The sequence below is a fragment of the Actinoallomurus liliacearum genome, assembly GCF_039542035.1.
Lineage (GTDB): Bacteria > Actinomycetota > Actinomycetes > Streptosporangiales > Streptosporangiaceae > Actinoallomurus > Actinoallomurus liliacearum.
Window position 1 is genome coordinate 55726 of sequence record NZ_BAABHJ010000016.1, and the last position, 19833, is coordinate 75558.

General features: G+C 72.0%; 20 protein-coding genes and 1 pseudogene. 12 read left to right on the forward strand and 9 right to left on the reverse strand.

All coding sequences use genetic code 11. The annotated features are described in order from the left end of the window. Positions 1 to 179: 179 nt before the first annotated feature. The 3 genes from ABD978_RS22945 (at position 180) to thiI (ending at position 3556) form a co-directional block, all read left to right on the forward strand. The gene (locus ABD978_RS22945) at positions 180 to 947 is read left to right on the forward strand and encodes a lysophospholipid acyltransferase family protein (protein ID WP_345358040.1); all 768 of its coding nucleotides are present in this window, start codon (positions 180 to 182) and stop codon (positions 945 to 947) included. Between the two features lie 133 nt (positions 948 to 1080). Next, positions 1081 to 2106 (forward strand): 6-phosphofructokinase, encoded by a 1026-nt coding sequence (locus tag ABD978_RS22950; protein ID WP_345358043.1) that lies wholly within the window; start codon positions 1081 to 1083, stop codon positions 2104 to 2106. A gap of 196 nt (positions 2107 to 2302) precedes the next feature. After that, on the forward strand, positions 2303 to 3556 hold the full coding sequence (gene thiI, locus ABD978_RS22955) for a tRNA uracil 4-sulfurtransferase ThiI (protein WP_345358046.1): 1254 nt from the start codon (positions 2303 to 2305) through the stop codon (positions 3554 to 3556). A 93-nt stretch (positions 3557 to 3649) separates the two neighbouring features. Here thiI and ABD978_RS22960 read toward each other — a convergent pair whose 3' ends face one another. The 4 genes and pseudogenes from ABD978_RS22960 to aroF all read right to left on the reverse strand — a co-directional run bounded on the left by ABD978_RS22960 (position 3650) and on the right by aroF (position 6393). After that, entirely contained in the window at positions 3650 to 3766 is a 117-nt protein-coding gene (locus ABD978_RS22960) for a DUF397 domain-containing protein (protein ID WP_345358049.1), read from the reverse strand. Positions 3767 to 3774: 8 nt separating this feature from the next. Next, positions 3775 to 4047 (reverse strand): annotated as a pseudogene (locus ABD978_RS22965) (Scr1 family TA system antitoxin-like transcriptional regulator); the annotation flags it as partial. Between the two features lie 147 nt (positions 4048 to 4194). Continuing rightward, positions 4195 to 5103 carry a DMT family transporter gene (locus ABD978_RS22970; RefSeq protein WP_345358052.1) on the reverse strand — a complete coding sequence of 303 codons (909 nt, stop codon included), beginning with the start codon at positions 5101 to 5103 and terminating at the stop codon, positions 4195 to 4197. Positions 5104 to 5370: 267 nt separating this feature from the next. Beyond that, positions 5371 to 6393, reverse strand: coding sequence for a 3-deoxy-7-phosphoheptulonate synthase (aroF, locus tag ABD978_RS22975; RefSeq protein WP_345358055.1), 1023 nt, complete (start codon positions 6391 to 6393; stop codon positions 5371 to 5373). A gap of 287 nt (positions 6394 to 6680) precedes the next feature. Between aroF and ABD978_RS22980 the strand changes: the two genes are divergently transcribed. The 5 genes from ABD978_RS22980 (at position 6681) to ABD978_RS23000 (ending at position 11509) form a co-directional block, all read left to right on the forward strand. Beyond that, entirely contained in the window at positions 6681 to 7274 is a 594-nt protein-coding gene (locus tag ABD978_RS22980; protein WP_345358058.1) for a molybdopterin-dependent oxidoreductase, read from the forward strand. Positions 7275 to 7329: 55 nt separating this feature from the next. Further along, a complete protein-coding gene (locus ABD978_RS22985; RefSeq protein WP_345358061.1) occupies positions 7330 to 8535 on the forward strand; it encodes a sensor histidine kinase in 1206 nt (401 codons plus the stop codon). 62 nt (positions 8536 to 8597) lie between these two features. Continuing rightward, positions 8598 to 9377, forward strand: a complete 780-nt coding sequence (locus ABD978_RS22990) for a LytR/AlgR family response regulator transcription factor (RefSeq protein ID WP_345358064.1) — start codon at positions 8598 to 8600, stop codon at positions 9375 to 9377. Then, a complete protein-coding gene (locus tag ABD978_RS22995; protein ID WP_345358067.1) occupies positions 9370 to 9720 on the forward strand; it encodes a hypothetical protein in 351 nt (116 codons plus the stop codon). The genes ABD978_RS22990 and ABD978_RS22995 overlap by 8 nt, the downstream gene beginning before the upstream one ends. Before the next feature lie 91 nt (positions 9721 to 9811). After that, on the forward strand, positions 9812 to 11509 hold the full coding sequence (locus ABD978_RS23000) for a sodium/solute symporter (protein ID WP_345358070.1): 1698 nt from the start codon (positions 9812 to 9814) through the stop codon (positions 11507 to 11509). Between the two features lie 374 nt (positions 11510 to 11883). On the opposite strand, the gene ABD978_RS23005 is transcribed toward ABD978_RS23000, so the two are convergent. The 5 genes from ABD978_RS23005 to thiO all read right to left on the reverse strand — a co-directional run bounded on the left by ABD978_RS23005 (position 11884) and on the right by thiO (position 17115). Then, positions 11884 to 12747 (reverse strand): deoxyribonuclease IV, encoded by an 864-nt coding sequence (locus tag ABD978_RS23005; RefSeq protein ID WP_345358073.1) that lies wholly within the window; start codon positions 12745 to 12747, stop codon positions 11884 to 11886. Positions 12748 to 12819: 72 nt separating this feature from the next. Then, positions 12820 to 14838 (reverse strand): Stk1 family PASTA domain-containing Ser/Thr kinase, encoded by a 2019-nt coding sequence (gene pknB, locus ABD978_RS23010; RefSeq protein WP_345358076.1) that lies wholly within the window; start codon positions 14836 to 14838, stop codon positions 12820 to 12822. 149 nt (positions 14839 to 14987) lie between these two features. Further along, positions 14988 to 15800 (reverse strand): thiazole synthase, encoded by an 813-nt coding sequence (locus ABD978_RS23015; protein ID WP_345358079.1) that lies wholly within the window; start codon positions 15798 to 15800, stop codon positions 14988 to 14990. 2 nt (positions 15801 to 15802) lie between these two features. After that, complete coding sequence (gene thiS / locus ABD978_RS23020; RefSeq protein ID WP_345358082.1) at positions 15803 to 16003, reverse strand: sulfur carrier protein ThiS; 201 nt, start codon at positions 16001 to 16003, stop codon at positions 15803 to 15805. Then, on the reverse strand, positions 16000 to 17115 hold the full coding sequence (gene thiO, locus ABD978_RS23025; protein WP_345358085.1) for a glycine oxidase ThiO: 1116 nt from the start codon (positions 17113 to 17115) through the stop codon (positions 16000 to 16002). The genes thiS and thiO overlap by 4 nt, the downstream gene beginning before the upstream one ends. A 163-nt stretch (positions 17116 to 17278) precedes the next feature. Between thiO and ABD978_RS23030 the strand changes: the two genes are divergently transcribed. The 4 genes from ABD978_RS23030 to ABD978_RS23045 are packed head-to-tail and all read left to right on the forward strand — an operon-like array spanning position 17279 to position 19812. Beyond that, positions 17279 to 18451 carry an NAD(P)/FAD-dependent oxidoreductase gene (locus ABD978_RS23030; protein ID WP_345358088.1) on the forward strand — a complete coding sequence of 391 codons (1173 nt, stop codon included), beginning with the start codon at positions 17279 to 17281 and terminating at the stop codon, positions 18449 to 18451. Positions 18452 to 18488: 37 nt separating this feature from the next. After that, entirely contained in the window at positions 18489 to 18866 is a 378-nt protein-coding gene (locus tag ABD978_RS23035; RefSeq protein ID WP_345358091.1) for an Rv2175c family DNA-binding protein, read from the forward strand. A gap of 51 nt (positions 18867 to 18917) precedes the next feature. Beyond that, positions 18918 to 19601 carry a thiamine phosphate synthase gene (gene thiE / locus ABD978_RS23040; protein WP_345358094.1) on the forward strand — a complete coding sequence of 228 codons (684 nt, stop codon included), beginning with the start codon at positions 18918 to 18920 and terminating at the stop codon, positions 19599 to 19601. Positions 19602 to 19647: 46 nt separating this feature from the next. Continuing rightward, entirely contained in the window at positions 19648 to 19812 is a 165-nt protein-coding gene (locus ABD978_RS23045; RefSeq protein ID WP_345358450.1) for a hypothetical protein, read from the forward strand. Positions 19813 to 19833 lie beyond the last annotated feature (21 nt).

Below are 19833 nucleotides of genomic sequence, written 5' to 3' on the forward strand. Positions count from 1 at the left end.
CCATGGCGCCTCCCCTCGAACTGCCATCGGCCGACGCTTCAAAGATGAGCCTACGGCCCCCGCGCCGCGCAAGGTCGAAAACGTGCCGTGTGTGGATGTGGGTGTGTCCGGCCTGAGATGGGAAGATGATTATCATCCCACGGACGGGTGAACGGCAGGGGGTAACGAAAGGCGGGGCGTTGTTCTACTGGGTCGTCAAGGCCATCTTGGGTCCCATTCTGTATCTGGTCTGGCGACCGCGGGCGCACGGCACGCGCAATGTTCCGCGGCACGGTCCGGCCATCCTGGCCGGCAACCACCTCTCCTTCGCCGACCACTTCTTCGGGCCGCTGCCGTTGCCGCGCAAGGTGACGTTCCTGGCCAAGGCCGAGTACTTCACCGGAACGGGGCTGAAGGGCCTCCTCAGCCGGCTGTTCTTCAGCGGCGTCGGGCAGGTGCCCATCGACCGTACGGGCGGCCGGGCGAGCGAGGCGGCGCTGCGGACCGGGCTGCGGGTGCTGGCCGAGGGCAGGTTGCTCGGCATCTACCCGGAGGGCACGCGCGTCCCGGACGGCCGGCTGTACCGCGGCAAGACCGGCGTGGCGCGGCTGGCCCTGGAGTCGCGCGCGCCGGTCGTCCCGATGGCCATGATCAACACTTTCGAGCTGATGCCCGCCGGGCGGCCGCTGCCCAAGTTGCGCCCCCGTCCGGAGGTGCGGTTCGGCGAGCCGCTCGACTTCTCCCGGTACTACGGCATGGCGCACGACAGGGTCGTGCTGCGCGCGGTCACCGACGAGATCATGTACGCCATCATGCGGTTGTCCGGCCAGGAGTACGTCGACCGCTACGCCGCGGACGTCAAGGACGACGCCGCGCCCGGTCCCGCCGTGGCGGAGGAACCGGCGGACGATCTCACCCGAGCGGAAGAGCAGGGTGCCGAGGGAGCATCAAACACCTCGAAGGGCTGATCAGAGGGGCCGCTTTCCGCTATGGTCTAGACCAATCGGAGCGGTGTGCCCGGTGGGCGCGCCGTCTTCGATCAGGTCCTACCCGCGCCACTAGGCTGGCGGGTGAATCCAGGGTTACACGGAGGAGTTGGGCATGCGAGTCGGAGTGCTGACCGGCGGCGGTGACTGCCCCGGGCTGAACGCCGTCATCCGCGCCGTTGTCCGCAAGGGCATCCAGGTCTACGGATACGAGTTCGTCGGCTTCCGCGACGGCTGGCGTGGTCCGCTCGAGGGCGACACCACGCCGCTCGACGTCCAGGCGGTCCGCGGCATCCTGCCGCGCGGCGGCACCATCCTCGGCTCGTCCCGGACGAACCCGATCAAGATCGAGGGCGGCGTCGAGCGGATCAAGGACAACCTCGCCGGGCTGGGCGTCGACGCGCTCATCGCCATCGGCGGCGAGGACACCCTGGGTGTGGCGCGTCAGCTGCACGACAGGGGGGTCAAGGTGGTCGGCGTTCCCAAGACCATCGACAACGACCTCAACGCCACCGACTACACCTTCGGGTTCGACACCGCGGTCAACATCGCGATGGAGGCCATCGACCGGCTGCACACCACGGCCGAGTCGCACCACCGCGCGCTGATCTGCGAGGTCATGGGCCGGCACGCGGGCTGGATCGCGCTGCACGCCGGCATGGCGTCGGGTGCGAACGTCATCCTCATCCCGGAGAAGCCCTTCGACATCGAGAAGGTCTGCGGGTACGTCGAGAGCCGCTTCCAGACGAAGTACGCCCCCATCATCGTGGTCGCCGAGGGCGCCCACCCGGTCGACGGCCAGATGGACGTGCAGACGCAGGAGCTCGACGCCTTCGGTCACGTGCGCCTCGGCGGCATCGGTGAGCGTCTCGCCGCCGAGATCGAGAAGCGCACCGGCAAGGAGGCCCGCACCACGGTCCTCGGCCACATCCAGCGCGGCGGCACCCCGACCGCGTTCGACCGCGTGCTGGCCACCCGGTTCGGCGTGCACGCCATCGACGCGGTGCACGACGGCGCGTACGGCAAGATGGTCGGCCTGCAGGGCACCGAGATCGTCCGCGTCGACCTGAGCGCCGCCACCGACCAGCTCAAGACCGTCCCGGTCCAGCGCTACGAGGAGGCCGAGGTCTTCTTCGGCTGATCGCCGAGGCTTTCCGGCCCGTACGATCGTTGAAGGCACCGCACCGGAGTGTGGTGCCTTCATCATTCGAACGGCCGTCCGATCGGTGACACTGGAAGGGAACAGCGACCGCCGGCCGGGCGTTCGGTCCAGACAGTCGCGTTCGTGCGCGACACTTGATGTTCGCACCCGTCAGTGTCCGCTGGAGGTAGGACGCATGCCCACGCTCGAAACCACGACGCAGCCCCAGAACGCCGAGCGGCCCGCCGTCGTCGGTGAGCCCTGCGTTCTCCTCAAACTGGGGGAGATCGTCCTCAAGGGCAAGAACCGCGAGCTGTTCGAGCGGCGGCTGCAGAACAACATCCGGGCCGCCGTGAAGGGGCTCGGCATAAAGATCAACATCTGGCAGCGCGAGGGCGTCATCGTCGTCCGCACCGAGAGCGGCGAACTGGCCGACGTCGACGCCGTCGCCCGGCGGCTCACCGACGTGATGGGCATCGTGTGGGTGCACCGCGCCTGGCGGGTGGCCAAGGAGGTCGACGCGACCGTCCAGGCGGCCCTCGACCTCGTCGCGCAGCACCCCGCGCTGGCCCGCAAGGGCGCGTTCGCCATCCGCGCGCGCCGCCGCGACAAGCGCTTCCCGATCACCTCCTCCGACCTCAACGCCCTCGTCGGCGCGAAGGTGAAGGAGCGCTACGACCTGCCGGTCAACCTCAAGAACCCCGACCTGGCGGTGTTCATCGAGGTCGACCAGCGAGAGGTCTTCGTCTTCACCGACGGCATGCCCGGTGCCGGCGGCCTGCCGGTCGGCATGAGCGGCCGGGCGCTGGTGCTGATGTCGGGCGGCATCGACTCGCCCGTCGCCGCGTACCGCATGATGCGCCGTGGGCTGCGGGTCGACTTCCTGCACTTCTCCGGGATGCCGTTCACCGGCCCGGAGTCGATCTACAAGGCGTACGCCCTGGTGCGCGAGCTGGACAAGTTCCAGGGCGGGTCGCGGCTGTTCGTCGTGCCGTTCGGCAAGGCGCAGCAGCAGATCAAGTCCTCCGGAGCCGACCGGCTGCAGATCGTCGCGCAGCGCCGCCTGATGCTGAAGACGGCGGAGGTCGTCGTGGGGAACCTCGGCGGCGCGGCGCTCATCACCGGCGACTCGCTCGGCCAGGTCAGCAGCCAGACCATGCAGAACATCACGGCCCTCGACGACGCGGTGAGCCTGCCGATCCTGCGCCCGCTCATCGGCATGGACAAGACCGAGATCATGGCCGAGGCCCGGAAGATCCACACCCTGAGCATCTCGGAACTGCCCGACGAGGACTGCTGCACCGTCCTCACCCCCCGCCGCGCCGAGACCCGCGCCAAGATCGAGGACCTCCGGCAGATCGAGAAGCGCCTCGACGCGGAGGAGATGGCCGAGCAGCTCGCCACCAACCTCCAGGAGCACCGCCCCTCCTACGGCGAACCCACCGCCTGAGCATCCGAGACGACCGCCCGTCGCCGGAGCCGCGGCATGTACAGGGCTTGAGTGAGGCCCCGGCCAGAGCCGGGGCCTCACTGTTTCATGTGGCTACTTGATCGAGTCGAGGTCGAGCTCGGCGACTTCGACGCAGGTCGCGTTCCCGCTCCCGCTTCGGCTGCTCTTCCGCCAGGGCAGGCTGCGTACGGCGCTCTCGGGGATCACCATGAACTGGCTCACTCCTTGATCACAGCGGCGATGAACTCCGTCGATTCGTCAGGACTCAGCGCCGCAGCTGATTCGAGACCAGGGTGTGCGCCGGCTGCGTACGGCAGCACGCGCAAACTGACGTTCGGTCGCCGAGCGGCGTCCAGAAGCACGCGGAGTTGGCTGCGCATGACCTCAGGGCCGCCGACCGGCCGCCGTAGCGCGGCCTCATCGATGATCGCTATGAAGATCGGTGCGGTCCGGTCGGTACGCTGTCGACGACCAGGAGCCGACCGCACGCCGTACGGGACTCGCGTGCTCGCGGCATGGACTGCCGCATGACGGTAGAAGAGGGGCGAAACCGGGTCCGCCGCTGCCGGGGCGTCGTTCGTGGCCGTCTACACAGACGAGAAAATTCTCGCCTGTGTAGACGGCCTGGAGAAACGGACTCAGCGGGAGCGGGTCGGCACCGTGAGGACGACCAGGCTGGCGGCGAGGAGGGCCAGGCCGGCGAGGGCGAGCGCGCTCAGGTGCTCGCCGAGGACGCACAGGCCCAGGACCGCCGCGACCGCCGGCTCGGCCAGGGTGAGGGTGGTGGCGGCGGCGACCGGGGTCGTCCGCAGCCCCCGGCCGTAGAACAGGTAGCCGAGCCCGGTGGTGATCACGCCGAGGTAGAGGGCCGCGGCCGCGCCCGGCCCGGTGAGGAGCCAGCCGGCGCCCACCACGAGCAGCACCGGCAGCAGCAGCACTCCGGACCCGCCGAAGAGGACGCCGAGCACCGCCCGGCTGTCGTCGCCTCGGGTGATCAGGTACGACGCGACGGTGGCGTACGAGGCGTAGCCGAACCCGGAGATCAGGGCCAGCGCGACACCGATGGGTTCGACGCCGGCGGCCTGGCCGCCCAGGGTGAGCGCGGCGCACCCGGCGACCGCCCCCGCCGTGGAGAGCAGCCAGCGCCGGGTCAGCGTGCCCATGCGCAGCAGCCGGGACAGCAGGCCGGCGAAGACGGGCCCGCTGCCGATCGTGACGACGGTGCCGGTCGCGACGCCGGTACGGGCGACCGCGCAGAAGAACGCCACCTGGTAGACGGCGACGAGCGCCGCGCCGAGGAGGAGGATCAGCCGGGTGCGGGTGCCGCGGACGAGCAGGGGCCGCAGCCCGCCGCAGCGCAGGGCCACGGCGAACAGGAAGGCGCCGCCGATGAGGAGCCGGGCGGCGCCCACGGCGACGGGACTGGCGTGGACGAAACTGCGGACGGTGCCGGTCGTGCCCCACAGGGAGGCGGCCAGGACGATGTCGGCGGACCCGCCGAGCCGCCGGCGCGCGGGCGCGGCGGAGGAGACCTCAGTGGTGGTCAAGGAGAACGCTCCAGATATCGAACGGTTCGAAGGAACGCGAGATCCGGGGCGCGCCGAAGAGCCGCTCGGCGGCGGCGTCAGAAGAAGCGCCCGGCGGTGCCGGGCGTAGGAGTGGTGGCCCCGGTCAGAACCGGGGCGGCCCGAGCTGGGCGGTGTAGTACGCCATACGGGGCAGACTACCGTCCGCGTACCGCGAAGACGATCGGGGCGTCCGACCTCGAACCGGGCGCGCCGCCCGGAGGACCTCCGGGCGGCGCGCCGCCGCGGTCAGGCGGTGGCGAGGGTGCGGCCGACGATGGGCGGCAGGTCGCGTACCGTCTGCGCCAGTTCGCGGACGTCGTCGTCGACGAGGGCCTGCGGGCCGTCGCACAGCGCGCTCTCCGGGTTCGGATGCACGTCGATGATCACCCCGTCGGCGCCGACCGCGATCGCCGCGCGGGTCAGCGGCAGCACGAGGTCGCGCCGGCCGCCGGAGTGCGACGGGTCGACGATGACGGGCAGGTGCGACAGCCGCTGCGCGACCGGGACGGCCGAGATGTCGAGGGTGTTGCGGGTGGCCTTCTCGAACGTGCGGATGCCACGCTCGCACAGCACGATGTCGAGGTTGCCGCGCTGGGCGACGTACTCGGCGGCCATCAGCCACTCCTCGATCGTGGCGTTCATCCCGCGCTTGAGCATGACGGGCTTGCCGACGCCGCCGACGGCCTGCAGCAGCGCGAAGTTCTGCATGTTCCGGGTGCCGACCTGGAGCATGTCGGCGTACGAGGCGACGAGCTCGACGTCGTGCGCGTCCACCACCTCGGTGACGATGGGCATGCCGGTCTCGGCGCGCACGTCGGCCAGGATGCGCAGGCCCTTCTCGCCGAGTCCCTGGAAGGCGTACGGGGAGGTGCGCGGCTTGAACGCCCCGCCGCGCAGGAGGGTCGCGCCCGCGGCCTGGGCCATCCGTGCGGCCTGGAGCGTCTGCTCCGGCGTCTCGACCGCGCACGGCCCGGCGATGAGCGTCATGGTGCCGGGGCCGATCGGCACACCGCCGACGCGCACGACCGAACGGTCCGGGTGGTTCTCCCGGCTGACCAGCTTGAACGGCACCGAGATCCGCACGACGTCGGTGACGCCGCGCAGGGCGTGGAGGTTCAGGGTGCCGAACTGCTCGACGTCGCCGACCAGCCCGATGATCGTACGGTTGACGCCGCGGCTGACGAACGCCTCGCCGCCCGCGCCCTCGACGACCGTGACGACGGCCTGGATATCGGCTTCCTCCGCGTCGGCGGACATGACAACGACCATGATGCTTCCTCTTCCGAAACAGTCGGTTCTTGGCCGGAAACGACAGATGCCCCGGACCCATTGGGCCCGGGGCATCTGTCGGTGGTTGCCTTCTAGCGCAGCGTCCTTCCGGCAGTCACCCGTGTCCCGGGCCCGCCATAGGTAAAGGAGAAGACGTTGCGCATGGACGACAGCCTAGCCGATGCGCCGAGCGTCATGGGCGGAGGGGTTCGGCACACCGCGTGCGCGGGGGATGGCAGGATGGCCGATGACCATGAGCGGGCAATCGGAGAGTCGAGGACGACGCGGTGGGGCCTGACGATCGCCTCCCGCCGGGACAGTACGTTCCGCGCGGCTGGCCCGTCCTGCACTACGGCCCGGTGCCGAAGTTCCGCCCCGCCACCTGGGACCTGCGCGTGTACGGTGCCACCGAGGCCGGGCGGGAGTACCGCTGGACCTGGCCGCAGGTCCAGGAGATCCCGCGGGGCAGGGTCAGCGCCGACTTCCACTGCGTCACGAAGTTCACCGTTCCCGACGTCGAGTGGGAGGGCATCCTCACGGCCACGCTCGTCCGGCTGGCGCCCCCGGCCGACGACGCGACCCACGTTATGGTGTGGGCGGAGTACGGCTACAGCGCCAACCTGCGCATGATCGACTTCCTTGAGGAGAAGACGCTGCTGGCCACCCATCAGGGTGGCGAGCCGCTCACGCCCGACCACGGCGCGCCCCTGCGGATGGTGGTGCCGCACCTGTACGGCTGGAAGAGCGTGAAGTGGGTGCGCGCCATCGAGTACCTCACCGTGGACCGCCGTGGCTTCTGGGAGGATCGGGGCTACCACAACATCGCCGACCCGTGGCGCGAACAGCGGTACTCCTACCAGGAGGACGAGCCGCCGGCGTAAGAGGAGTTGCCGAAATCCCGACGTTTCCGTGACGATGGCATTACCGTCTGTGGTCATGGTGGGGATATCGGTCGAGGCGGTCCTGGCCGCCACGGCGGCGCTGATGGCGGCCGCCGCCGGTTGGTCGCTCGGCTCGGTCCGCCGGCGCGACGGGCCGGGCGCGCCGGGCGGTGAGGCGACGTTCGCCGTCCTGCACACCATCTCGCTGGCGTCGGCCTCCCTGCGGACCGGCCTGACCGAGGAGTCGGCGCGCCGGGCGGCCCGTCACCTGCGGGAGCTCCTCGGCGTCCCGGCCGTCGCCGTCACCGACACCGAGCGCCTGCTCGCCTGGGACGGCGCCGGGGACGCCCACTCCGAGACCGTGGTCCCGCTCGTCGCCCAGGTGCTCGGCACCGGGCGGCCCCGCGTGGTCGTGTCGGAGCTGATCGCGTGTGGCGACCCCGACTGCCCCATCCGGGCCGCGGTGATCGCCCCGCTGACCATCGAGGGCCGCGTCGCCGGGGCCCTCGCGGCGTACGGCGCGGGGGTCCGGGACGAACGCCTGCAGACCCTCGGCGAGGTCGCCCGCTGGGCCTCCGGGCAGTTGGAGCTGGCCGAGCTGGAGTCGTCGAAGACGCGCCTGATGGAGGCGGAGATGCGGGCCCTCCGCGCCCAGATCTCCCCGCACTTCGTCTACAACTCGCTGACCACGATCGCGTCCTTCATCCGCACGGACCCCGAGCGCGCCCGCGAACTGCTGCTCGACTTCGCCGACTTCGCGCGCTACTCGTTCCGCGACCGGCGCGACTTCACGACGCTGGCCGAGGAGCTGCGGTCGATCCACCGCTACCTCCTCCTCGAGCGGGCGCGCTTCGGCGACGAGCGGCTGCGCTTCACCGTCGAGATCGCGCCCGAGGTGCTCCCGGTCGCGGTGCCGTTCCTGTCCCTGCAGCCGCTGGTGGAGAACGCCATCCGGCACGGCATGCGGTGCGGCGGCATGGAGCGGCTGCACGTCCGGATCGTCGCCGGCGACGCCGGCGCCGAGGCGGCGATCAGCGTGGAGGACGACGGGGTCGGCATGGACCCCGGCAGGCTGCGGGACCTCCTCGCGGAGGGGCGGGAGAGCGCGCCGCACGGCGGCATCGGCCTGGTGAACGTCGACCACCGCCTGCGTCAGGTCTACGGAGAGAAGTACGGCCTGGTCATCGAGACGGCCGTCGGGGCGGGGATGAAGGTCAGCCTGCGCGTGCCGAAGAGCCACACCGCCGTCGCATCCCGGTAATGGAAAACAACTACTTGGTGAAATGAGTTGCATACTCTGCGTAAAAGAGGGAGTCTCCTGCCATGCTTCGCGTCCTCGCCACCGACGATGAGGCCCCCGCGCTGGAGGAGCTCACCTATCTGCTTCGTCGGCATCCGCGAATCGAGCACGTCACGCCCGCCCGCGACGCCGCCGAGGCGCTGCGCGAGATCGGCAGGATGATCAAGAGCGGGGAGCGGCTCGACGCGGTCTTCCTCGACATCTGCATGCCCGCACTGGACGGTATCGACTTCGCCCGCCTCGTCGCCGGCTTCGCCGACCCGCCCGCCATCGTCTTCGTCACCGCGCACGACGAGTTCGCCGTCACCGCCTTCGAGTTCGGCGCCGTCGACTACCTCCTGAAGCCCATCGACCCCGACCGCCTCGGCGAGGCCGTACGGCGCGTCGACGAGATCGTGCACCGGGACACCGCGCCGTATGAGCCGGAGGCGGACGAGGTGATCCCAGTGGAGCTCGGCGGCCGGACCCGGCTGATCTCTCGCGCCGACGTCACGCACGCCGAGACACACGGCGACTACATCCGCCTGCACACCGCCGAGGGCAGCTATCTCCTCCGGATGCCGCTCGCCGCGCTCGCCGAGCGGTGGCAGGCCGCCGGGTTCATCCGCATCCACCGCAAGACGCTCGTCGCGGCCGCGCACATCACCGAGCTCCACTTCGACGAGGGCCGCACGGTCGTACAGATCGGCGACCTGCGGCTGCCGGTGAGCCGCCGCCAAGCCCGGGAGGTTCGCGACCTGCTGATCCGTCGTTTCCGGCAGCGGCCGCCGTCGCCCGGTGAGCCGCCCTCGCCCGATGAGTGAACGCGTCACCGTCACCGGGCCGCCCAGCGGCTCGCCGCGGCCCCCGCACCGTGCCGCCGAAGACCGGGACGAGCCGGATCCGGCGCCCGTCCGGTCGCTCATGCGCGTCCAGGCGGGGCACGCCGCGCTGACGTGCGCGATCGTGGCGCTGGTCAGCGGCGGGCTGCCGCTGCTGTTCGCGTGGGAGCCCGCGCTGTCGCGGGTCCGGCTGTTCGGCGTCCGGCTGCCCTGGCTGGTGCTGTCCGCTGTCGTCCCGGTGGTGTGGGTCGCCGTCGCGCGCCGGCACGTACGCCTCGCCGAGCGGGCCGAGCGCGACTTCGCGGCCATGGCCCGGCGCGAGTGACCGAAGCCGCCCCGGCGCCGATGACCGGAGCCCGCGTCGACGCCGTACCCGCGGGGCGGCCGTACACCTCCCCACCGGGCGAGGAGAACAAATGATCACAATGCTCGCGATGGCCCTGCTCATCGCCTCGCTCGCGACCGTGCCGGCGCGGGGCCGGCCGGCCCAGGTGGCCGACCTGTACGCCGCCGCCCGCGAGGTCTCCCCGTGGTGGAACGCCTCGGCGATCAGCGGCGAGTACGTCTCCGCGGGGGCGTTCCTCGGCATGGCCGGCCTGGTCCTCGCGTACGGCGCGGACATGCTGTGGCTGCCCATCGGCGCCGCCGCCGGTCACGTCGTGCTGCTCGCCTCGGTCACGGCCCCGCTGCGGCGCTCCGGCGCGTACACGCTGTCGGACTTCGCCGAGTGGCGGCTGGGCTCGCGGCGGGTGCGCCGCGTCGTCAGCGCGTGCGTGCTCGTCATCGGCTGGTTCTATCTGCTGCCCCAGTTTCAGGGCGCCGGCGTCACACTGTCGGTGATCAGCGGACTGCCCGTGTGGATGGGCTGGCTCGTCGTCGTGGCGGCGGTGGTCGTCCTCGTCCTGCCGGGCGGGGTGCGCAGCATCACCGGCGTGCAGGCCGTGCAGTTCTGGCTGAAGCTGATGGCCGTCACCATCCCCGCGCTCGTCTTCATCGCCGTCTGGCGACTGCAGAACGACGCCGACGCGGCCCGGCCGCCGTACTTCCACCGCGACACCACCGTCACCGCCGACACGGCCGCGGGCATCCACCTGCCGGCGCCGGTCGCGGTCGCGGTCACCGGCGTCCTCGACGGCCGTCGTCACCACGGCGAGCGGCTACGCCTCGTGGCGGGCCGGCACCGGGTCCGCGCCGGCACCCGCATGCGGTTCCCCGCCGGCGCGCCGGTGCCGCACACGTCGCGGATCGCGTTGCTGCGCGGCGACCGCTGGGCGACGCCGTTCGCGGGCGGCCGCGAACATCCGCTGGCCGCGACGTACTCCGTGCTCCTCGCGACGATCCTCGGGACGATGGGCTTACCGCAGATCACCGTGCGGTTCTACACCAACTCCTGCGGGCGCACCGCCCGGCGCACGGCCGGGCTCGTCGTCCTCATGCTGGCGGTGTTCTCCCTGTTCCCCGCGCTGTTCGGCACCCTCGGGCGGGTGTACACCCCGGAGCTGCTGATGACCGGCGAGACCGACGCGACGCTGCTCCTGCTGCCGCACCGGATGGTCCCCGGAGTCACCGGCGACCTGCTGACCGCCCTCATCGCGACCGGCGCGTTCGCGGCCTTCACCTCCACCTCCTGCGGCGTCGTGGTGGCCGTGTCGGGCAGCATCGCGCAGGGACTCGGCGGGGGAGCGCGTGGCTTCCGCACCGCCGTCCTGGTCGCCGTCGCCGTGCCGCTGCTCGTCGCGCCCTGGGCCTGCAGCCCCCAGTCGGCGGCCCTGGTGACCGTCGCGTTCGTCGTCGCCGCCTCGTCGCTGTGCCCCCTGCTCATCCTCGGGGTGTGGTGGCGGCGGCTCACGCCGCCCGCTGCGACGGCGGGGATCGTCGCGGGCGGGGTGCCGGCGGCCGCAGCCGGGCTGGCGCGGGTGCTCAGCGACCCCGGCCCGGGCTCCGGCTGGCTGGGCACGCTCGTCGAGCAGCCGGCCATCGTCACCGTCCCGCTGGCCTTCGTGGTGACCGTCACGGTGTCGCTGCTCACCTCCGGGCAGGTCCCCGAGCGCACGGAGCGCGCGATGGCCCGCATGCACCTGCCCGAGGGCCCCGAGCCGGGCGGGCCGGACTGAGACCGTTCGTCGCGTCCCACCGACCGCTCGGCCCTGGCTTACCGAACGTATACCGCTCACTACGAACCGTTTGCCGAGGCGAGGGCCATATGGGTTTCGCGGCGGGCCGCGCGGACCCTAGGGTTTCGGACACAGCAACGTTCTCGGGACGGCCGCCAGGCTCCGACTCGGGGGGGTGGACGCCAGGCGGCGCGCCTGGGTGCTGCTGAACGGTCGGGGGGTTGTTCAGCAGCACCCAGGCCTTTTTCATGCCCGGCGCGGGCGTGGGAGGCGTGGGGGCGTCGGCACGACGTGAGCCTGAGCGGCGAACAGCCGGCGCGGGCGGGAGGCCGGAGTGGCGGCCAGCCGGGCGCGGACGGGGAGCCGGGCGATGGTCAGCCGGCGCGGAGCTTCTTGAGGGCCTCGATGTCCGCGCGGTGCGGTTCCGCGCTGCGGCCCGGGGTCTCGATGACGAGGGGCACCCCGCGGCTGACCGGATGACGGAACAGCTCGGCGAAGGGCGCCGCGCCGATCAGCCCGGCGCCGATGTTCTCGTGGCGGTCCCGGCACGACCCGCAGGGGTCCTTGCTGTCGTTCGCGTGGATGAGCTTGAGCCGGTCGGCCCCCACGGTCTCGGCCAGGGCCTCGAGCATCGCGGCGACGCCTCCCGGCGCCGTCAGGTCGTGCCCGGCGCTGAAGGCGTGGCAGGTGTCGAGGCAGACCCCGGCACGGGGGTGCCGGTCGACGGCGTCGAGGTAGGGGCCCAGGTCGGTCACGGTGGCGCACAGCATCTGCCCCTGGCCGGCCATCGGCTCCAGGAGCAGGTCGGGACCGTCGGCGGGGATCTCGTCCAGGAGCGGCAGCAGGTGCTCGCGGATCTGCCGCATCGCGTCCTCGCGCGGTTGCGACACCGCGGAGCCGGTGTGCACGACCACGCCCCGCGCGCCGATCACGGCACCGCGCTGGAGGGCGTGCCGGATCGACGCGACCGAGTGGTCGATCGTCTCCGGACTCGGTGACCCGAGGTTGATGAGGTACGGCGCGTGCACGAACACCGGCAGGTCGTGCTGCTCACTGTGCTCCCGCAGCCGCCGGTCCTCTTCGGGTTTCCCGGCGGCTCGCGCCCAGCCCCGTGGGTTGCTGACGAAGACCTGGACGGCCTCGGCCCCGATCTCGGCGGCGTAGCGGAGCCCGCCGGTCGCCAGCCCGCCCGCCACCGGGACGTGGGCGCCGATCGCGTTGAAATCTGCTCTGACCATGACCGATCCAGCCTAGTGCCCGGGCCCGTCCTGACGGGCCGGCACGGCGCGGTCGCCGTGCCGGCGGGACGCTCAGTGCCAGATTTTGACGACCGAGCCCTTCGGCGTCGGGGTGTTGGGGGGCGGGTCCTGTCCGGTCACGGGGTCGCCGGGCTGGCCGCCCGTGACCTGCACCTGGAAACCGGCCTCCACGAGCGCCTGGGCGGCCTGGGCGATCGGCTGGCCCAGCACCCCGGGGACCGGTGCCGGCTGGCCGTTCTGCTGGTCGTGGCCGTGCATTCGCTGCCACAGGCAGCCGAAGTCGAGCGGCGCGCAGTCCTTCTGCGCCTTGGTCACGGTGACGGTGACGGTCTGGCCCGGGGTGAGCTGCTGGCCGAACGGTGGGTCCTGGTTGATGACGGTGTTCGGCTGCTGCCCGTCGCCCGGGTCCTGCTCCTGCCACTGCGGGTTGAGACCGAGCTTGCTCAGCTTCTGGGCGGCGACGTCGCGCTTGAGGCCGACCAGCTTCGGCATCGTGATGCCCCTGCTGACCACGAGCGTGACGGGGTCCTCCGGGCTCTGCATCGTCTTGGCGGCGGGCCTGGTCCTGATCACCGAGCCGACCGGCACGGTGGTGCTGGCGTCCTTCACCACGTCACCAGGAGTGAGCCCCGCCTGCTGGAGCTTCTGCTTCGCCGTGTCGAGCGGATCGTTCTTGACATCCGGGATCGCGACCGGCTGCCTGCCCTTGGACAGGATCAACGTGAGCAGGGTGCCCTTCTCGACCTTGGTGCCCGCCTGCGGCTGGACCTCGGCGACCCTGTCCTTGGGGATCTTCGGGTCGAACCGCGAGGACCCGACCTTGACCTTGAGCCCGACGTTCTCCGCGGCGACGCGGGCCTGCTCCTCGGTCAACCCCGCCAGCTTGGGCACGGCCTCCTTGTTGCCCACCGTCTGGTACCACACGATCCCGCCGAGCAGCAGGACGATGGCGAGCGCGCCGGCGATGACGCCGTACACGCCCGGCGGCCGCAGCAGCCGGTCGCGCATCGTCGGAGGCGGCGGCGGCTCGTGGTGCACCGTCATCGTGTGCGCGCCCAGCATCTGCGTCCCCGCGTGCGGCGGCGCGTAGCCGCCGGCGTGGTGGCCGAGCATCTGCGTCGAGCCGTCCGTGACCGTGGGGCCGACGGCCGGCGGCGGGAGCGCGGGGGTCGGGGGAGGCGGCGGTGCCGGCGCGACTCCGGCCAGCGACGCGTCGACCTCCGGCGGCAGCAGGCGGTAGACCTCGCCCGCCGCGGCGTGGAAGTGGTCGGCGTCGGACGGCCGGCGCGCCGGGTCGCGGTTGGTGGCGCTGGCCACCAGCGCGTCGATCTGCGGCGGCAGGCCCGGGATGACGCTCGAGGGCAGCGGCACCGTCTCGTTGACGTGCTTGTAGGCGACGGCCAGCGGCGTGCCGCCTTCGTACGGCTGGCGGCCGGTGAGCAGCTCGAACAGCATGATGCCCGCGGCGTACACGTCCGTACGGGCGTCGGCGTCGCCGGAGATGACCTGCTCGGGCGCGAGGTAGCCGACGGTACCGATGATCATGCCGGTCTTCGTCTGCTTGCTCGCGGTCTCGGCGCGGGCCAGGCCGAAGTCGGCGACCTTCACCTGTCCGTCGGCGGTGAGCAGGACGTTCTCCGGCTTGACGTCGCGGTGGATCAGCCCGGCGCGGTGCGCGGCGCCCAGCGCGGACAGCACCGGCTGCATGGCCTGCAGCGCCTCGCGCGGGCCCAGCCGGCCGCGCTCGGTCAGCAGGTCGCGCAGCGTGCGCCCGGGGACGTACTCCATCGCGAGGAAGACATAGCCCTTGTCGGTGCCCTGGTCATAGACCGCCACCACGTTGGGGTGGGACAGGGCGGCCGCGCTCTTGGCCTCACCGATGAAACGCCGGACGAACTCCTCGTCCATGGCGAGGTTCGCATGCATGACCTTCAGCGCCACCGTACGGTCCAGCTTGGTGTCGTGACCGGCGTAAACGGTGGCCATGCCACCCCGGGCGACACGTGACCGTACGAGGTAGCGCCCGTCGAGCACCTGCCCGACGAGGGGGTCCGCAACCGTCGTATCCATCAGGGGGAGTGTATTAGGGATTCGGGGGCATACTCATCCTGACTCAGGATCAAAGCATCATTCCTTGCGGGATCGAGACCGACCGCGAGGCGAACGGCCTGCTCATGGGCGTATCCGGCGCGGCCGAGGATTCCCCGCCCGCCCGCCGGTCAGTCGGCGGAGCTCAGTCCCTCCCACGGCGAGGACGCGTGCGCGTACCGGCGCTTGGGGATCCGGCCCGCGAGGCGGGCCAGCCGGCCGGCCTCCACCGCGTGCCGCATCGCCGCGGCCATCATGGCGGGCGACTGGGCGCGGGTGACGGCCGTGGCGAGCAGGACAGCGTCGCAGCCGAGCTCCATGGCGAGGGCGGCGTCGCTGGCGGTCCCCAGGCCCGCGTCCAGGATCACGGGCACCCCGGCCCGCTCGACGATCAGCTCGATGTTGTGCGGGTTGCGGATGCCCAGACCGGAGCCGATGGGGGAGCCGAGGGGCATCACCGCGGCGCAGCCGGTCTGCTCGAGGCGCCGCGCCAGGACCGGGTCGTCGTTGGTGTACGGCAGCACGACGAACCCGTCGTCGACGAGCCGCTCGGCGGCGTCGACGAGCTCGATCGGGTCGGGCAGCAGGGTCCGCTCGTCGGCGATGACCTCAAGCTTGATCCACTCGGTGCCGAGGGCCTCGCGGGCGAGCTTGGCGGTGAGGACGGCCTCGCCCGCCGTGAAGCACCCCGCGGTGTTCGGCAGCACCCGGATGCCGCACCGGCGAAGCACGTCGAGGACGGACCCGGGGGTGTCCGCGCCGACGCGGCGCATCGCGACGGTGGTCAGCTCGGTACCGGACGCGGTCAGCGCCTCTTCGAGGATCCGCATGCTCGGCGCCCCGCCCGTGCCCATGATCAGCCGGGACTCGAAGCTCTCGCCCGCGATGACGAGCGGCTCCGGGCCGGTGCCACCCTCGGGGGCGTCTTCGGCGTGTCGCTGCATGGTCAGCCTCCCTGAACGGCGGTCAGCACCTCGATGCGGTCCGACTCGCGCAGAATCGTGGTCTTCCAGTCGGTGCGCGGCACGACCTCGTCGTTCAGCGCGACGGCGACGCCGGTGGGGTGTTCGGTCAGCGACGCGACCACGCCGGCCACCGACGAACCCTCGGGGGCGTCCCGTTCGGAGCCGTTGACAGTGATCTTCAATCTCGGAACCTTCCGGGTGCGAACGGCCGGATGACCTCAGGTGGCTCTCCGGTCGCGATGACGTCCGCCATGGCGTCGGCGGTGACCGGGGTGAGGAGGATGCCGTTGCGGTAGTGGCCGGTGGCGAGCAGCAGACCGGGCAGCGCCGACGGCCCGAGGACGGGGGCGTTGTCCGGCGAGCCGGGCCGCAGCCCGGCGGTCACCTCGGCGAAGGCGAGCTCGGTGACGCCGGGGACCAGCTCGTGGGCGTCGCGCAGCAGCTCCCACACCCCGCCGGCGGTCACCGTCGTGTCGTAGCCCATCTCCTCCTGGGTCGCGCCGATGACGAGCTCGCCGTCCGCGCGGGGCACCAGGTAGACCGAGGAACCGCGGACGAGGCCGCGAACGGTGCTCCCCAGGAGGGGGAACGGGCCGCGCAGGCGTACGACCTGGCCCTTGACCGGGCGGACCGGGGGGACGGCGTCCGGCGGCAGCCCCTTCAGCTCGTGACTCCAGGGACCGGCGGCCAGCACCACCTGGTCGGCGTGGACGGTGTCGCCGCCGGCGAGACGCACGCCGACGGCGCGGTCGCGGTCCGTGAGGACCTCGGCCGCGCGGTCCCGGACCAGAGTGCCGCCCAGCCGGTCGACGGCGGCCAGCAGCGCCGCGGACAGGCGTCGCGGGTCGACCGAGCCGTCGTCGGGCGCGAACAGCCCGCCGCGTGCCGACGGCGCCAGCATGGGCTCCCGGCGGCGGCACTCCCGGCCGGTGAGCGCCTCGGCGGCGAGGCCGAGCGACTCCTGGAAACGGCGCAGCTCGTCCAGTACGGCCAGGTCGTCGGAGTCGAGGGCGACCTGCAGCACCCCGTCGCGCCGGTACGCGGTGTCCCGGCCGGAGACCTCCTCCAGCTCGGCGACGAAGGAGGGGTACCGGTCGCGGGACTCGATACCGAGCCGCAGCAGGGCGTCCTCGCCGTAGTTCGCCTCGGTGACGGGGGTCAGCATGCCGGCGGCGACCCGCGACGCCTTGCTCGCCGGCTCCGGGTCGACGACCGTGACCTCGATGCCACGGCTCAGGGATCGCCACGCGATCCCGAGGCCGATCACTCCGCCGCCCACAATGACCACGTGCACGTGTGCGCTCCCTTCGCCGGCATGATCCGGATCAGGTCCAGAGCCCGCGCCGACCGGGGTGGTCGTCGAGGCGGGCTCATGCGGTCGGCGGCCGCTGTGCCGCCCTCTCAGCCCGGTGCGCCGGACTCCCGCGCTTACGTCAACAGACTATAAGGTCGCGAACATGGAGCGGGTGATCGTCGCAGGCGGTGGACTGGCGGGCGTCCGGACCATCGAGGCGCTGCGGGCCCAGGGCCACACCGGCCGGCTGACCCTCGTCGGAGCCGAGCCGCACCGGCCGTACGACCGGCCGCCGCTGTCCAAGGGTGTGCTGCGCGGGGACGTCGACGACACGACCGTCGAGGCCGACTGGACGGCGCTGGACTGCGAACTGCTTCTCGGCCACCGTGTGACCGGTCTCACCGACGTCCTGGAGACGACGGCGGGCCCCCTCGGCTTCGACGGCCTGGTGATCGCGACCGGCGCGTCGCCGATCCGGCTGCCCGGCGAGGGCCCACAGCACGTGCTGCGCACCATCGACGACGCCCGGGCGCTCCGCGCCGAGCTGCGCCCCGGAGCCCGGGTCGCGATCGTGGGCGCCGGCTGGATCGGCGCGGAGGTCGCGACGGCGGCAGCCGCGGCCGGCTGCCGTGTCACGGTGGTCGAGGCCGCCGACGCCCCCCTCTCCGGGGCCGTCGCCGCCGAGGTCGGCACGAAGACGACGGGCTGGTACGCCGAGGCGGGGATCGAGCTCCGTACCGGCGTCAAGGTCGCGTCCGTGGAGCGGGGCGGTCTCGATCTGGCGGGCGGCGGCTCGATCGAGGCGGACGTCGTCCTGACGGGCGTGGGAGTCCGTCCCGAGACCGCCTGGCTCGAAGGGTCGGGCCTGACCCTCGACAACGGCGTCGCCGTCGACGAACGACTGCGCACCGGCCGTCCGGGGGTCTACGCGGTCGGGGACTGCGCCGCGTGGTGGTCGTCGAGGTTCCGGCGCCGCCTGCGCGTCGAGCATTGGGACACCGCGCTGAACGCCCCGGAGGTCGCGGCCGCGGGCCTGCTGGGCGGCGACCGGCTCTACGACCCGGTGCCGTACTTCTGGTCGGAGCAGTTCGGGCACATGGTGCAGTACGCCGGGCATCACCCGGTGGCCGACATCATGGTCTGGCGCGGCGACCCGACGGCCGCCGGCGGGTGGTCGGCCTGCTGGCTGGCCGACGATCGGCTTGTGGCGATCCTCACTGTCGACCGACCACGCGATCTTGCGCAGGGCAGGCGTATCATCGCAGGTCAGAAGCGAGTTGACCGGTCAGCGCTGGCGGATCCCGCCATTCCGGTCAAGGAGACCGTCCGTGAGTGAGGTTTCAGAAGATGCCGAAGGTGGTAGGCAGGGTTCCGTGACGCACACCGTTGCCGAAATCGAGATCGACCGACAGACCGACGCACTGGTGGGCGAATGGCTCACCCTTCGCGAAGCGGCCGACAAGCTCGGCCTCGATCTCAAGCGAGTCAAGCAGCTTCTCCGCGACCACAAGCTCCTGGGAGTGCAGCGCGCCGAAGGGCTCTGCGTCCCGGCGGCGTTCATCTCCGGCGATCAGCCCCTCAAGGGACTCCAGAGCACCCTGACGGTCCTCGCCGACTCCGGCTTCGGCAACGCCGAGGCGCTGCGCTGGCTGTTCACCGAGGACGACTCCCTTCCGGGCTCTCCCGTCCAGGCGCTCATCCAGCACCGTGTCAAGGAGATCAACCGGCGCGCCCAGGCGCTGGCCCTTTGATCCGCGGAGGGCACGCCGCAGGTCCCCGCACCATCGGCGAAAGGGCCCGCGGTGGCCAGGCACCTGCCCTCTGAACGCGCCGTGACCCTGCGGGCCCGGCTCGACCGGGCCCGCCTCTACCTCTGCACGGACGCGCGCGAGGCACAGGGCGACCTCGAGGAGTTCCTCGACACGGCGCTGGCCGGCGGCGTCGACATCGTGCAGCTCCGGCAGAAGGGCCTCGAGGCGCGGCAGGAGATCGAGTACCTCTCGGTCTTCCGCGCCGCCTGCGACAAGCACGGCGCCCTGCTGGCGGTGAACGACCGCGCCGACATCGCTCACACCGTACGCGCCGACGTCCTGCACCTGGGCCAGGACGACCTCCCGGTCCAGGCGGCGCGCGCCATCGTGGGCCAGGACATCCTCATCGGCCGGTCGACGCACTCGGAGGCGCAGGCGGCCGCCGCGGCCATCGAACCCGGCGTCGACTACTTCTGCGTGGGCCCGACCTGGCCGACGCCGACCAAGCCCGGCCGGCCGGCCCCCGGACTCGGGCTGCTGGAGTACGTCGCCGGGCGCGGGTTCCCCCGGCCGTGGTTCGCGATCGGCGGTATCGACGCGGGCAACCTCGACCAGGTGCTGGCCACCGGGGCCCGTCGCGTCGTCGTCGTCCGCGCGATCACCGAGGCCGGCGATCCACGCGGCGCCGCCGCCGAGCTCGCCCGCCCGCTCCGCGCCGCGGACCAGACGTTCTGACCGACCCGGCACCCGATCGCCGGCTCGATGCGCGAGAATGGAAGACGTGATCAGCAACCCTGACGACGAGCGCCTGGTGGAGCTGGCCGACGACGACGATCTGGTGGTGTTGCCCGACCAGACGCGCGACGAATCCGAGCTCGGCTGGGGCGACTACCCCTCAGATGACGACGACGCCCGCCTCCTGGAGGACCGGCCGCCGCACTGGTGACGGACTCCGCCGGGGCGGTGA

What these genes read in the sequence shown, in the direction of transcription:
- thiI (WP_345358046.1), top strand. Translation starts at nt 2,303, where the DNA reads ATGCCCACGCTCGAAACCACGACGCAGCCCCAGAACGCCGAGCGGCCC.
- ABD978_RS22985 (WP_345358061.1), top strand. Translation starts at nt 7,330, where the DNA reads ATGGTGGGGATATCGGTCGAGGCGGTCCTGGCCGCCACGGCGGCGCTG.
- ABD978_RS23030 (WP_345358088.1), top strand. Translation starts at nt 17,279, where the DNA reads ATGGAGCGGGTGATCGTCGCAGGCGGTGGACTGGCGGGCGTCCGGACC.
- ABD978_RS23000 (WP_345358070.1), top strand. Translation starts at nt 9,812, where the DNA reads ATGATCACAATGCTCGCGATGGCCCTGCTCATCGCCTCGCTCGCGACC.
- ABD978_RS22995 (WP_345358067.1), top strand. Translation starts at nt 9,370, where the DNA reads ATGAGTGAACGCGTCACCGTCACCGGGCCGCCCAGCGGCTCGCCGCGG.
- aroF (WP_345358055.1), bottom strand. Translation starts at nt 6,393, where the DNA reads ATGGTCGTTGTCATGTCCGCCGACGCGGAGGAAGCCGATATCCAGGCC.
- ABD978_RS22990 (WP_345358064.1), top strand. Translation starts at nt 8,598, where the DNA reads ATGCTTCGCGTCCTCGCCACCGACGATGAGGCCCCCGCGCTGGAGGAG.
- ABD978_RS22950 (WP_345358043.1), top strand. Translation starts at nt 1,081, where the DNA reads ATGCGAGTCGGAGTGCTGACCGGCGGCGGTGACTGCCCCGGGCTGAAC.
- pknB (WP_345358076.1), bottom strand. Translation starts at nt 14,838, where the DNA reads ATGGATACGACGGTTGCGGACCCCCTCGTCGGGCAGGTGCTCGACGGG.
- ABD978_RS22960 (WP_345358049.1), bottom strand. Translation starts at nt 3,766, where the DNA reads ATGGTGATCCCCGAGAGCGCCGTACGCAGCCTGCCCTGGCGGAAGAGC.
- ABD978_RS23005 (WP_345358073.1), bottom strand. Translation starts at nt 12,747, where the DNA reads ATGGTCAGAGCAGATTTCAACGCGATCGGCGCCCACGTCCCGGTGGCG.
- ABD978_RS23015 (WP_345358079.1), bottom strand. Translation starts at nt 15,800, where the DNA reads ATGCAGCGACACGCCGAAGACGCCCCCGAGGGTGGCACCGGCCCGGAG.